Annotated in this window: 10 protein-coding genes; 6 read left to right on the forward strand and 4 right to left on the reverse strand. The window is 71.8% G+C overall.

Annotated elements, in window-relative coordinates:
* Nucleotides 1-457 precede the first annotated feature (457 nt).
* A complete protein-coding gene (locus ACZ42A_RS29660; RefSeq protein ID WP_468530360.1) occupies nt 458-907 on the forward strand; it encodes a PTS sugar transporter subunit IIA in 450 nt (149 codons plus the stop codon).
* A 79-nt stretch (nt 908-986) separates the two neighbouring features.
* Nucleotides 987-2657: a phosphoenolpyruvate--protein phosphotransferase gene (gene ptsP, locus ACZ42A_RS29665; RefSeq protein WP_468530361.1), complete on the forward strand. Its 1671-nt coding sequence runs from the start codon at nt 987-989 to the stop codon at nt 2655-2657.
* Nucleotides 2658-2726: 69 nt separating this feature from the next.
* On the opposite strand, the gene ACZ42A_RS29670 is transcribed toward ptsP, so the two are convergent.
* Nucleotides 2727-3620 (reverse strand): hypothetical protein, encoded by an 894-nt coding sequence (locus ACZ42A_RS29670; protein ID WP_468530362.1) that lies wholly within the window; start codon nt 3618-3620, stop codon nt 2727-2729.
* Nucleotides 3621-3758: 138 nt separating this feature from the next.
* Nucleotides 3759-5726, reverse strand: a complete 1968-nt coding sequence (locus ACZ42A_RS29675) for an acetoacetate--CoA ligase (RefSeq protein ID WP_468530363.1) — start codon at nt 5724-5726, stop codon at nt 3759-3761.
* Nucleotides 5727-5939: 213 nt separating this feature from the next.
* On the opposite strand from ACZ42A_RS29675, the gene ACZ42A_RS29680 reads away from it, so the two are divergent.
* Nucleotides 5940-8300, forward strand: coding sequence for a glycoside hydrolase family 31 protein (locus tag ACZ42A_RS29680; RefSeq protein ID WP_468530364.1), 2361 nt, complete (start codon nt 5940-5942; stop codon nt 8298-8300).
* Nucleotides 8301-8303: 3 nt separating this feature from the next.
* Here the strand turns inward: ACZ42A_RS29680 and ACZ42A_RS29685 are convergent, their stop codons facing one another.
* Nucleotides 8304-8834, reverse strand: coding sequence for an NUDIX domain-containing protein (locus tag ACZ42A_RS29685; RefSeq protein ID WP_468530365.1), 531 nt, complete (start codon nt 8832-8834; stop codon nt 8304-8306).
* Between the two features lie 48 nt (nt 8835-8882).
* Nucleotides 8883-9692, reverse strand: a complete 810-nt coding sequence (locus ACZ42A_RS29690) for a M15 family metallopeptidase (RefSeq protein WP_468530366.1) — start codon at nt 9690-9692, stop codon at nt 8883-8885.
* Nucleotides 9693-9877: 185 nt separating this feature from the next.
* On the opposite strand from ACZ42A_RS29690, the gene ACZ42A_RS29695 reads away from it, so the two are divergent.
* The 3 genes from ACZ42A_RS29695 to ACZ42A_RS29705 all read left to right on the forward strand — a co-directional run bounded on the left by ACZ42A_RS29695 (nt 9878) and on the right by ACZ42A_RS29705 (nt 13332).
* Nucleotides 9878-10303 carry a Zn-ribbon domain-containing OB-fold protein gene (locus ACZ42A_RS29695; protein ID WP_468530602.1) on the forward strand — a complete coding sequence of 142 codons (426 nt, stop codon included), beginning with the start codon at nt 9878-9880 and terminating at the stop codon, nt 10301-10303.
* On the forward strand, nt 10300-11490 hold the full coding sequence (locus ACZ42A_RS29700; protein WP_468530367.1) for a lipid-transfer protein: 1191 nt from the start codon (nt 10300-10302) through the stop codon (nt 11488-11490). Before ACZ42A_RS29695 ends, ACZ42A_RS29700 begins: the two co-directional genes overlap by 4 nt.
* Before the next feature lie 189 nt (nt 11491-11679).
* A complete protein-coding gene (locus ACZ42A_RS29705; RefSeq protein WP_468530368.1) occupies nt 11680-13332 on the forward strand; it encodes an EAL domain-containing protein in 1653 nt (550 codons plus the stop codon).
* Nucleotides 13333-13521 lie beyond the last annotated feature (189 nt).

A 13521-nucleotide genomic window follows, 5' to 3' on the forward strand; every position in this document is an offset into this window, starting at 1 on the left:
CTCGTCCCAGTCATGATGACCGGAGACGGGGTATCAACATATCTGGCGTTGACTTTTGGCACGCTGTTGAGTTCTCAAGGAACGGACGCTTCCTTCGTACTCACCCTCTCGGGCTTTCCTCCGGGCGCTTCCCTTCGGTGTTCCAAACTCTATCAGGGTTTTTCCGTCTCTCTGACCACCCTCCTGCGGGCATGCAGAAGGAGACCCCGAGATAGGATCTGACAAGTTGGGTGCCGCCGGGCAAGGACGCTCGGTCGCGTCGCTCAGCCTCAAGCAGGGGTACGACTGTACACGGGGCCGCCGAGCGGGTGCAAATCGATAGAGGATGTGGTCTAGACCTCTAATCGGGAGCTCTCATCCGGAACCGATACTTCCTATGACATACCCTGCTCCTCAGTGCGCCGTCCGGGACAGGCAGTGACGGCCCGTATATATCTCCACCCCTGGGAGGCTTCCCATGACCACCGTGACGTCCCCGCTGGCAGGACGCACCATCGGACTGGCCGCCGTGCCGGATCCGGTCTTCTCCGGGGCCATGGTCGGCCCGGGCACCGCCATCGACCCTGTACGTGAGCCTTCCGAGGCGGTCTCCCCCGTGGACGGAGTCATCGTTTCTCTCCACCCGCACGCCTTCGTGGTGGTGGACGCGAACGGGCACGGCGTGCTCACCCACCTCGGCATCGACACCGTGCAGCTCAACGGTGAGGGCTTCGAGCTGCTGGTGAACAAGGGCGACACCGTGACGCGTGGCCAGGCTGTCGTGCGCTGGGACCCGGCCGCCGTCGAGGCCGCGGGCAAGTCCCCGGTGTGCCCCATCGTCGCCCTGGAGGCCACCGCCGAGGCGCTCTCCGAGCTGCGTGAGGACGGCGACGTCAAGGCCGGCGACAGTCTCTTCGTCTGGAAGTGACGTCACTGCCGTCGTAGGACGGCGAGGTAGGACAACCACCGCGGCGGCGGGGCCCGCCGCACTATCGGAGACGGGTGAGATGGAGACAACGCTGCGAGGCGTCGGCGTGAGCCACGGTGTGGCGATCGGCGAGGTTCGGCACATGGGAACGGCGGTGCTCGAACCGCCTGCCAAGCAGATCCCGGCGGAGGAGGCGGAGCGTGAACAGGGGCGCGCCCGCCAGGCCGTGGAAGCTGTGGCGGCCGACCTGATTGCGCGCGGCAATCTGGCGGGGGGCGAAGCCCAAGCGGTGCTCGAGGCGCAGGCCATGATGGCGCAGGACCCCGAGCTGATCGCCGACGTGGACCGGCGGATCGCCGTGGGCAGCACGGCCGAGCGTGCGGTGTACGACGCGTTCGCCGCCTACCGGGATCTGCTGGCGGGTGCCGGTGAGTACCTGGCTGGTCGCGTCGCCGACCTCGACGATGTGCGGAATCGTATCGTCGCCCGGCTGCTGGGCGTGCCGATGCCGGGTGTGCCGGACAGCGACGAGCCGTATGTACTGGTCGCCCGTGACCTGGCGCCGGCCGACACGGCGCTGCTCGACCCGACGCTGGTGCTGGGCTTCGTCACCGAGGAAGGTGGGCCGACCAGCCACAGCGCGATTCTGGCGCGGGCGCTCGGGGTGCCGGCCGTGGTGGCGCTGCCGGGTGCCGGTGAGCTCGCCGAGGGGACGGTCGTCGCCGTCGACGGCAGCACCGGCGAGATCTTCGTGAACCCGAGCGAGGAGAAGAAGGCGCAGCTGCGAGCGGCGGCTGCCGAGCGCAAGGCCGCGCTCGCGGCGTCGACGGGGCCGGGTGTCACGTCCGACGGTCACAAGGTGCCGCTACTCGCCAACATCGGCGGTCCCGCTGACGTGGCCGCGGCGGTCGAGGCCGGAGCGGAGGGTGTCGGTCTCTTCCGGACCGAGTTCCTGTTCCTGGACGACAACAAGAACGCTCCTTCCGAGGAGAAGCAGGTCGAGGCCTATCGGCAGGTGCTCGAGGCGTTCCCCGAGGGCCGGGTCGTGGTCCGGGTGCTGGACGCGGGTGCGGACAAGCCGCTGGACTTCCTGACCCCGGCGGACGAGCCGAACCCGGCGCTCGGTGTGCGCGGGCTGCGGACGCTGCTGGACCACCCGGAGGTGCTGCGCACCCAGCTGACGGCGCTGGCGAAGGCGGCCGACGGTCTGCCGGTCTACCTCGAGGTCATGGCGCCGATGGTGGCGGACCGTACCGATGCCAAGGCGTTCGCCGACGCGTGCCGGGCGGCCGGGCTGCAGGCCAAGTTCGGTGCGATGGTGGAGATCCCGTCGGCCGCGCTGCGGGCTCGCTCGATTCTTCAGGAGGTCGAGTTCCTGTCGCTGGGGACGAACGACCTCGCTCAGTACACCTTCGCCGCCGACCGTCAGGTGGGCGCGGTGTCCCGGCTCCAGGACCCGTGGCAGCCCGCGCTGCTCGACCTGGTCGCGCTGTCCGCCGAGGCGGCCAAGGCCGAGGGCAAGAGCTGTGGTGTCTGTGGTGAGGCCGCGTCCGACCCGCTGCTCGCCTGTGTGCTGACCGGTCTGGGTGTCACCTCCCTGTCCATGGGTGCGGCGTCGATTCCTTACGTCCGGGCGACGCTGGCGAAGTACACGCTGGCGCAGTGCGAGCGTGCCGCGGCGGCCGCGCGTGCGGCGGACACGGCCGAGGAGGCGCGCAGCGCCGCTCAGGCGGTGCTGTCCGGCGAGTAGGCCGACCGAGCCGAGTGAGGCCTGTCGACCAGGGGCGCTCCACCTTCGGGTGGGGCGCCCCTGGCGCGTTCAGTGCTGGTGGTGCGGTGCCGGTCCGTCGTCTCCGAGGTCGGGCGGCTCGCAGTAGTCGACGCCTGATTCGGGTGAGATCAGGTCTCCGGAGTCGACGTCGGTGCAGTAGGCGTCGAAGACCTCGCCGGCGGTGAGGGGCTCGAGCCCGTTGCCGCGCAGGCGCCAGCCGTAGATGCGGTCGGCGCTGCCGGGTGCGCTGGTGCGCATGACGAGTCCGCCGGGGCTGTGGGTGGCGAGGCCCAGGGCCAGGACGGTGGTGAATTCGAGGGCCTCGGCCTCGTCGAGTTCGGTGGTGCCGTGGCTGTCGTCGTCGGCGTGCAGGACGGCGACGAGGGGCTCGGGGGTTCCCGAGACACTGCAGACGAGGTGGCGGTTGCCCGGTGGGGCGGTGTCGAGGATGCGGGCGAGGAGGGCCGAGGCACGGGTGAAGGCGGAGCGCCCGAAGTCCTCGCCGCAGGTGGTGCAGGAGCCCAGGCGGGCGAGGAGCGTGGAGGCGTAGTCCCAGGTCGCCTGTCGGACGGCTTCGTCGACGAGTGCGGGGACGAGATCCTTGAGGGGTTGGCCCTCGTAGGGAATGGTGGGGCCGCCGGCGGCCAGTTCGGCTGTGAAGCGGCTCCGGCTCGACGGCATGTCGGGGTCGAGTCCCGCGTCGGCGCAGTAGTCGGCGTATTCCTGCGGGTCGAAGAGGGCCACCGTGGTGTGGCTGCCCTGGGCGGCCCGGGTCTGGAGCAGTGCCTCGACCTGCTGGAGGTACGTCTGGTGGTCCTCGAAGGTGAAGCTGCGATAGCGCCGCATGGCGCGGAAGTCGTGCTCGTCGGTGAGCAGGCCGATGGTTCCGGCGATTTCGCGGCGCAGGACGCGTCGCATGGTCAGGTTGTCGGTGTGCGCCATGATTCCCCCTGTGCGTGCGGTCGATCAATGCTCACTCACAGTAACGGGCGGCACTGACAACGGCGTCCGAGCGGCCTCGGCCGGCGCCTGGTGCTCGGCGGTCCGAGGCCGCTGTGGGGGTGATCGGCCCTTGCGGGGTCAGGTGCGCTTGCGGGCCAGGTCCTCGTAGAAGTGGAGCAGGTCGAGGTTGTCGACGGAGCCGGGGTTGACCGCCTTCTCCAGGGGGGTGCCCTGGAGCAGCCGCTTGACCGGGACCTCGATGCGCTTGCCGGTGAGGGTGTGCGGGATGCCGGGCACCTCGATGATCTCGTCGGGGACGTGGCGAGGTGAGAGCTGTTCGCGGATGGTCTGCTTGACGCGGTTCCGGAGGGCGTCGTCGAGGACGGCTCCCGGTGCCAGGTGGACGAACAGGGGCATCCAGTAGCCGCCGTCGGGCTGTTCGATGCCGATGACGAGCGATTCCTTGATCTCGGGGAGGCGTTCGACGGCTTCGTAGATGTCGGCCGAGCCCATGCGCACGCCCTGCCGGTTGAGGGTGGAGTCGGAGCGGCCGTGGATGACGACGGAGCCGCGGGAGGTGACGGTGATCCAGTCGCCGTGGCGCCAGACGCCGGGGTAGGTGTCGAAGTAGCTGTCGTGGTAGCGGCTGCCGTCGGGGTCGTTCCAGAAGTAGATCGGCATGGACGGCATGGGGTTGGTGACCACGAGTTCGCCGACCTCGTCGACCAGGGGTTTGCCGCTCGGGTCCCAGGACTGGAGGTCGGTGCCCAGGCAGGGTGCCTGGAGTTCGCCGACGTACACGGGGAGGGTGGGGACGGCTCCCGCGAAGCAGGAGCACACGTCGGTGCCGCCGCTGACGGAGGCGATCCACAGGTCGTCGCGGACCTCGTCGTGCAGCCAGCGGAAGCCGTCGGGCGGCAGCGGGGAGCCCGTGGTCGCGACGCACCGCACGGCGGACAGGTCGTGGTCCCGCGCGGGGTGCACGTCCGCCTTGCGGCACGCCATCACGTAGGCGGCCGAGGTGCCGTAGAGGGTGGCTCCGGTGCGTTCGGCGACCCGCCACTGGGCGCCGGTGTCGGGGTATCCGGGGCTGCCGTCGTAGAGGACGATCGTGGTGCCGGTGAGGAGGCCGGAGACGAGGAAGTTCCACATCATCCAGCCCGTCGAGGTGTACCAGAAGAAACGGTCCTCGGGGCCGAGGTCGCAGTGCAGGCCGAGCTGTTTGAGGTGCTCGACGAGGATGCCGCCCTGGGATTGGACGATCGGCTTGGGGAGGCCGGTGGTGCCGGACGAGTAGAGGACCCACAGGGGGTGGTCGAAGGGGACGTGCTCGAATTCGGGCTCCACGTCCGCGCTCGTCAGCGCGGACCACTCCACGGCTCCCTCCGGCGCCTCGGTGCCGAGGAGCGGGATGTGGACGACGGCGCGCAGGGTGGGCAGTTCGCGGCGCAGTTCGGCGACGGTGTCGCGGCGGTCGTGCTCCTTGCCGCCGTACCGGTAGCCGTCGACGGTGAACAGGACGACCGGTTCGACCTGCTGGAAGCGGTCGAGGACGCTGCGGGCGCCGAAGTCGGGGGCGCAGGAGGTCCAGACGCCGCCCACGGCGGCCGTGGCGAGGAGGGCGACGACGGCTTGCGGGATGTTGGGCAGGTAGCCGCTGACGCGGTCGCCCGGGCGTACGCCGAGGGAGCGCAGTTCCGCGGCCAGGGAGCCCACCTGGCGGCGCAGCTCGGACCAGGTCACCGGGCGCGGTTCGTGGGTCTCGTCGACGCAGAGGAGGGCCGGTTCGTCCGCGCGGGTGGCGGCCGCGCGCAGGGCGTGCTCGGCGTAGTTCATGGTGGCCCCGGGGAACCACTGGGCGCCGGGCATGGCGCGGTCGCCCAGCACGCGCGCGTAGGGGGTGGAAAAGCGGACGTCGAACCATTCGGTGACGGCTTTCCAGAAGGTGTCCAGCTCGTCGACGGACCAGCGGTGCAGTGGGGCGTAGCCGCCCTCGGCCGGAGCGCCGTGGTGCTCGGCTGCCCAGGTCTGGAATCTGGTGATCTGCGCCTGGGCGATGCGTTCCGGATCGGGCTGCCAGAGCGGCTGGGGGTTCACGGTCGACATGGGGCGGCTCCCGGACTGTGCGCGTCGTGTGCGTCCTCCGCGCACGTGCTGGGGTGTGCGCGTGACGCGGCTGACACGGACGATGCCATGTGATCGACTTCTACACCAGGGTGCGCCCCACACAGTCCGTGTCGTGAAGATGTGGTCCCGGCACGGGTGAACGGCAGTTGAACGGGACGCGTGTACCGTCCGGACAGTGGCAGGGTGAGCAGCATGGACGGTCGTGACCTGGTGCGTTCGATGAAGGCGGTCGGTTCCGTGGGGGCGGCGCAGGGGTTGCGTACGGTACGGGCGGCGTGGCGCAGGAAGCGCGCCGACGCCACGGGGCTGCCGCCGCGGGGCGCGGAGCGCGCGCGGGTGCCCGGTGCCCTGGAGTCCGCGGAGCCGGGGCCGGGCGGCGGCACGCTGCGGTTCGCCCGGTCGGAACTGCGGATCACCGTCACGGTGAGCGGAGCGGTCTTCTGGGGCTGGGACGGGGCCGGTCCGGAGCCGTCGTACGCGCTGGCTGGCCACTGTCCGGACCCCGATCCGCGGGCCGTGCTGGAGCCCGACAAGGACGGCGGCTGGCGGGTCGTGGCCGAGCGGATGACGGTCGTGGTCTCGCGGCACGGGGCGGTCGAGGTGCGCACGCCCGGTGGCGTGACGCTGCGCCGCGATCTGCCGCCCCGCTGGTGGGAACCGGTGGGCGGGGGCACGGCACGGTGGATGCAGCGGTCGGAGGTGCCGGCGGACGCGCGGTTCTTCGGGCTGGGCGGACGGGCGTCCGGGCCCAGGCTGCGGAGCGGCGCCTACCGGTTGTGGAACACCGACCCAGGGCATGCCTTCGCGCCCGGGGACGATCCGCTGTACATCACGATGCCGGTCCACGTGGTGGTGGCCGACGCGGGCACGCATCTGGTGTTCCACGACACCACGTGGGACGGCACCGTGCTGCTGCGGGAGGGCGAGGAGGGGGCCGGTTCGGGGCACGACCGGAGTGGGATGTGCGAGCTGCGGATGGACGGCGGTCCGCTGCGCTGCTGGGTGGTGGTGGGCACCCCCGCGCGCGTGCTGCTCGCGTGGGCGTCGCTGACGGGGGCGCCCGCGCTGCCGCCCGCGTGGGCGCTCGGTCATCATCACGCGCGGTGGGGTTTCGGCAGCGAGCAGGAGGTGCGGCGGATCGTCGCGGGCTATCAGGAGCACGGTCTGCCGCTCGACGCGGTCCATCTGGACATCGATCACTACGAGGATCACCGGGTCTTCACCGTCGACCCGGATCGCTTCCCCAAGCTGCCGCAGCTCGCCGAGGAGCTGCGGCGGGACGGGATCCGGCTGGTGTCGATCGTGGACGCGGCGGTGAAGGCCGAGCCGGGCGACGCCGTGTACGACAGCGGGGCGGCAGAGGACGCGTTCGTACGGGACGCCTCGGGACGGCTCGTCCGGGGCCTGGTGTGGCCCGGGGAGTCGGTGTTCCCGGACTTCACGCACGCGCGCGTGCGGCAGTGGTGGGGCCGGCTGTACGAGGAGCGGCTGGCGCAGGGCTTCTCCGGGTTCTGGCATGACATGAACGAGCCGACGTCCTTCGCGGCGTTCGGGGAGACGACGCTGCCGCGTTCGGCCCGGCACTCCCTGGAGGGGCGCGGGGGTGACCATCGGGAGGCGCACAACGTCTACGCGCTGTGCATGGCCCGGGCGGGGTACGAGGGGCTGGCCGAGCTGGCACCGCGGCAGCGCCCGTTCGTCTTCTCGCGCTCCGGATGGGTCGGCATGCAGCGCTACGGCGGGACCTGGTCCGGTGATGTGGCGACGGGCTGGCCGGGGCTGCGGGCGTCGCTGTCGCTGGTCATGGGGCTCGGCTTGTGCGGGGTGCCGTACTCGGGGCCGGATGTCGGCGGCTATGACGGCCATCCGTCTCCGGAGCTGTTTCTGCGCTGGTTCCAGCTCGGCGCGTATCTGCCGCTGTTCCGCACCCATGCCGGGCTGCGGGCCGGGCGCAGGGAGCCGTGGGAGTTCGGTCCCGAGGTGCTGGAGCACGCGCGCGTGGCGCTGCTGGAGCGGCGGCGGCTGTTGCCGTACTTCGTGACGCTGGCGCATCTCGCCCGGCGTACGGGGGCTCCCTATGTGCGGCCGTTGTGGTGGGGGGCGCCGGAGGACCGGGCGCTGCGTGACTGCGAGGACGCCTTCCTTCTGGGCGACTGCCTTCTGGTGGCGCCGGTGCTCGACCCGGGGACGGACCGGCGGGCCGTGCAGCTGCCGCGGGGGCGGTGGTACGACACGGCGACGGGGCGGGCGTACGAGGGGCCGGCGCAGGTGCTGGTCGACGCGCCTCTGTCGCGGATTCCGGTGTTCGCGCGCGCGGGTGCCGTCCTGCCCGTGCGCGGGGAGGACGGTGGTCTGGAGCTGGAGGTGTGGGCTCCCGCGCGGGGGCGGACCGGGCGCGGGCTGGTCGTGCCGGATGCCGGGGAGGGCTGGGAGGAGTTCGAGATCGAGCGCTATGTGTCCCGCCGGTCGGGCCGGCGGGTGGTGGTCGAGCGGGAGGGCGACGGGGGTGAGCCGCCCTACCCGGTGCGTGTGCTTGGGCTCGGGGAGGACTGACGCTCAGACGTAGCGGCCCTCGAACCAGGCCCGTGCGGCGAGCGTGTGCAGGGGGAAAGCCAGCTCTTCCGGCCTGCGCAGGAGGTGCCGGCCCTCCGTCTCGTCGGTGGCGGCGGAGGCGGGCAGGCCGTCGGCGGGGCATTCCGGAAGCAGCCCGAAGAGGAGCAGGTGACCGTCGGGGGAGCTCATGGCGTCGGCGAGCCGCACGTCGCGGGCCGCCGCGTCGATGCCGGTCTCCTCCTTGAGTTCCCGGACGACGGCCTGGCGCCAGTCCTCGCGGTCGTCGACGTAGCCGCCGGGCAACGCGATGCCCCCGCGCGCGGGGGCCACGGTTCGGGTGATGACGACGAGGGCGGTGCCCCGGGTGTCGTACACGGGCTGGAGGGCCACCGCCACCGGCAGGGGGTTGCGGTACGCGACGGTGCCGCAGGTGGGGCAGGTGCGGGGCCAGCCGGAGACGCCCTCTCCATAGGGCGCGCCGCAGCTCGAACAGTGCGAGCCTGGGCTGGAGTTGGAGTGCTGAGTTTCGAACACGTCGCGGACTGTATCCGAACATGGAGAGGGCGTCGTCGGGGCGGCGGGTCAGTGGCCGTGGGCGAGGGATTTCGCGGACACCGGGAAGTCGAAGTAGGTGTCCGGGTAGGGCTCGGGCTTGTAGGTGAAGTGCCACCACTCCTCGGCGAGGTTCACGAACCCGAGGTCTTCGAGAGTGCTCTTCAGCAGCAGCCGGTTGGCCCGCTGCTCGCCCTGGATGCGCGGGTCCAGGGTGTGGGAGAGGGTGTCGAAGCAGTCGAATCCGGTGCCCATGTCGACGGAGTTGTCGGGGAAGCGCTCCTCCTGGGGTGCGTAGCAGGGCACCAAGGGCTGCCCGGGGACGTACGGCCTGGTCGGCTTCGCCGGGAGTTTCACGATCGTGAGGTCGACGGTGGAGCCACGGCTGTGGCCGGATTTCTCCGCGATGTAACCGTCCGCGAATAGCCGGGTCTTGTCGACGTTCGGGTAGAACTCCTCCTTCATCGCCTGGTCGTCGAGGTCCTTCGCCCAGCGGACGAAGTGGTCCACCGCGCGTTGCGGCCGGTAGCAGTCGTAGACCTTGAGGGTGTAGCCCTGGCGCAGCAGCCTCGACTGGGCCTGGTGGAGGGCCTCCGCGGCGGGGCGGGTGAGGATGCACAGGGGCTGGCGGTAGCCGTCGACGCGCTCGCCGACGAAGTTGTGCGGGGTGAAGTAGCGCATCTCCTGGACGATCGTCCGGTCCACGGTGCGCAGCGCCACGAAGTCCTCCGGCGCTGTGGGCTCGGTCCCGGCCTGGGTGGTGGCGGTGGCGGCGGTCATGGCCAGCAGGGCGGCGGCCGCGGTGACCAGACCGCGGGCCACGAGGGAGAGTCGTGTCATGTTCCCTGCATCTATCAAGCGGGGGTTCCGGCGGGGAAGCGATCGGATGCGGTCGGCGCCCGATCGGGCGTATCGCCGCTTCGCACCGGGCCCTGCCCCGCGGGCCCTCACCGTGGCACACTTCTGACGATCCGTCAGGTCGATCCGAGCGCCAGGGAGGGCCCTTGTCACGCACTCGTACCCCCGTGGTCGCCGGCTGGTTCACCGGCGACGGGGACGACTTCCGGCTGCTGGGCACGCGCTGTTCGGGCTGTTCCGCCGTGTTCTTCCCGCGCGAGGACGTCCATTGCCGCAATCCCGGCTGCCAGGGCGGGGAACTGGTCGAGATCCCGCTCTCGCGCGAGGGGCGCATCTGGTCGTACACGGACAGCCGGTACCGGCCTCCGTCACCGTACGTGACCGATCGGGAACTCCCGTGGGAGCCGTTCACGTTGATCGCTGTGGAGTTGGCGGCGGAGCGGCTCGTGGTGCTGGGGCAGGCGGTGCCCGGCGTGACCGTCGCCGATCTCGCGGTGGGGATGGCGGTGGAGGTGGTCCCCGGCGTGTTGCACGAGGACGCGGAGACGGTGTGGACGACATGGCGGTGGCGCCCGAAGGGGGTGACGGTGTGACGGAGGACGTGGCGGTGCTCGGTGCGGGGCTGCATCCCTGGGGCAAGTGGGGGCGCGGCTTCGTCGAGTACGGCGTGGCGGCGGCCCGCGCGGCACTCGCCGACGCGGGGATGGAGTGGCGGGAGGTGGACTCGGTCGTCGGCGCGGACACGGTGCGCGGCGGCTATCCGGGCTATGTGTCCGGGGCGACGTTCGCCAAGGCGCTCGGCTGGCAGGGCGCCCGGGTGACGAGCGTGTACGCGGCGTGCGCGTCGGGGGCGCAGGCGGTGCACACCGCGCGGGCCCAGATCCTGGCCGGGCTGGCGGACGTGGTGCTGGTGGTGGGCGCGGACGCCGCCCCCAAGGGCTTCTTCCGGCCGGCGGGCGGAGAGCGGCCCGATGATCCGGACTGGCTGCGCTTCCGGGTCCTCGGGGCGACGAATCCGGCGTACTTCGGGCTGTACGCCCGGCGGCGCATGGCCGTGCACGGCGACACACTGGACGACTTCGCGCGGGTCAAAGTGAAGAACGCGGCACAGGGCGCGCTGAATCCGTTCGCGCGGTACCGCACACCGGTCACCGCCGAGGAGGTGGCCGCGTCCCCGGTGGTCGCCGACCCCCTGCGGCTGCTGGACATCTGCGCGACCTCGGACGGCGGAGCTGCGCTGGTGCTGGCCGGGATGGAGTTCGCGCGGCGGCGGGGAGTGACGCGGCCGGTGCGGATCCGGGCGGTGTCCACGGTGACCCCGCGCTATCCCAACACGGTGCTGGACCTGCCCGATATCGCCACGGACTCGGCGCTCGCCGCCGAGCCCTCGGCCGAGACGTTCCGGGCGTCGATCGCGCGGGCCGCCTACGAGGAGGCGGGTGTCGGCCCCGAGGACCTGTCCCTCGCCGAGGTGTACGACCTGTCCACGGCGCTGGAGTTGCAGTGGTACGAGGACCTGGGGCTGTGCGGCGCGGGCGAGGCGGCCAAGCTGCTACGCGAGGGCGCGACCGCGCCGGGCGGGCGCATACCCGTGAACGCCAGCGGCGGACTGGCCTCCTTCGGGGAGGCCGTCCCGGCCCAGGCGATCGCCCAGATCTGCGAGCTGACCTGGCAGTTGCGAGGTGAGGCCGGCGCCCGGCAGGTCGCCGGGGCGCGGGTGGGCATCACGGCCAACCAGGGGCTGTTCGGGCACGGATCGGCGGTGATAGCGGTGCGCTGAGAGCGGCCCGGCTGCCCGGGGCACCGGACCGCGGCGTCGGCGGGCGGACTCGCGGGCGTACGAACACGACCTCACCGCCGTAACCCGCAGGCGGCAAGCTGTTCGTACGCTGTGTGACCAACCAGGAATGCTGCGTGAACGTCTTATGAACTGCGCCAACGCGTGCGCGGGCGGCGACATCATGCTCCCGTGCACTCCTGGTCGGACACGCTCCGTTTCGCTTTCCAGCCGGTGGTCAACCTGTCCACCGGCGGGATCGCGGCGTTGGAGATCCTCGCCCGCCCGGAAACCGGTGACATCCTGGCCGAAGCCCGCCGGGATCCCGAAGTCGACACTCGGCTCGCCGTGTTGGCGGTCCGGTCGGCCGTGCGGCACGAGACGCTGCTGCCGCTGCACGTCAACGTGTTCGCCGGGACCCTCGCGGACCTCGGCGGGCTCACCCCGCTGCACGACGCGGTACGCGCGGCCGGACGGCTGCCGTGGGAGGTGACCGTCGACATCGGCCCGCCGTACACCCATGTACCGCAGCAGGGTCTGCTGGACGCCGTGGGCACCCTGCGGGGGCAGGGCTTCCGGATCAGCGCGGACGGGGTGGGGGACGGCGACGTACCCCTGCGGCTGCTCACGGACCTGGCGCCCGACCTGGTGAAGCTGGACGCGTCGCTGCTGTTCCGGCCGGCCGCCGTGCGGGCCATGCGGACACTGTGCGAGGAGCTGGGAGCGCTCCTCGCCGTCGAGGGCGTGGAGACCGAACTCCAGTGTGCGGCCGCGCTGTCGGCCGGGGCGCAGCTGGCCCAGGGAACGCTGTTCGCCCCGCCGGCCAGGCTGCCCGCGACGGATGTGTACGTTCCGCCCCGCTCCACCGCCATCGAGGGGGTGCCGCGATCGGGGCCGTCGGTGCGGGAGTTCGTACGGCCGGCCGCGCTGCTGCCCGACAGCGCGTCAGCCTCCCAGGTGCGGTCGCTGCTGACCGGGTCGCCGGACGTGTCCGGGGTGCTGCTCGTGGACCGCAACGGGGTGCCGGTCCGCTCGGTGCACCGGTCCCGGTTCCTGCTGTCGATGTCGGGGCGGTACGGGCACGCCCTGTACGCCGACCGGCCCGCGGCGAAGCTGGGCGATCCGCCGCGGACGGTGGGGGTCGACGCCACCGCGTGGGAGGTGCTGGACGTGGTGGCGGACGGCGAGCGGGACCGTACGTCGGACGATGTCGCGGTCGTCGACGCCTACGGCCGGTGCGTGGGCGTCGTACGTCTCGCGGACCTGGTGCGGGCGCTGGCCGAGTCCCGCGTCGAGGAGGCCGCCGGGCTCAATCCGCTGACCCGGCTGCCGGGTTCGGACGCGATCACCGGTGAGGTGGACCGGCGCATCGCTGACGGGCGGACGTTCGCGTTGAGCTGGCTGGATGTGGACCACTTCAAGCAGGTGAACGACGGAGCCGGGTTCGCGGCGGGTGACGAGCTGATCCGGTCGGTGGGGCGGGCGTTGCAGCTCGCGGCGTCGGGGAGTGCTCGCGTGGGGCACATCGGTGGGGACGACTTCCTGGTGCTGGCGGACCTGGACGGGCTCGATCCGCTCGCCGCGTTGGTGCTCGACGCCCCCTGGTCGGCGGGCGGGCGGCCCGTCACGCTGTCCCTGGCCACGGTCGTGTGCGGGCCCGGCAGCGTGGCGGACCACCGGCAGGCGGCGGCTTGTCTGGCACCGCTGAAGAAGGCCGCGAAGGCGCTGAGCGGGGCGAGTTGGGTCCTGGGCCGCGCGGGGCAGCCGGGGCACGAGGTGCTGCGGGGCACGGAGACGGTGCCCCGGCAGGCCGGGTGTCCGGTGCCGGAGACGGGCAGGAGCTGACCGGGCGTCAAAGTGATGGCGCGGCACCCCGGGACCGCTCCGGCTGCTGTGCGGCGCTCGTACACGCGCGCGTGGCCGAGAACCGTTGCCGTCGGCGACCTTGACGGCCCCTGGGCGCCGGTGAACACTTCCCGTTGTCGGTCGACATCGCCGTACATTCTCGGCGTATTCAGGCACTGCGCCGCATGG

This window comes from Streptomyces sp. NPDC030838, assembly GCF_055572035.1.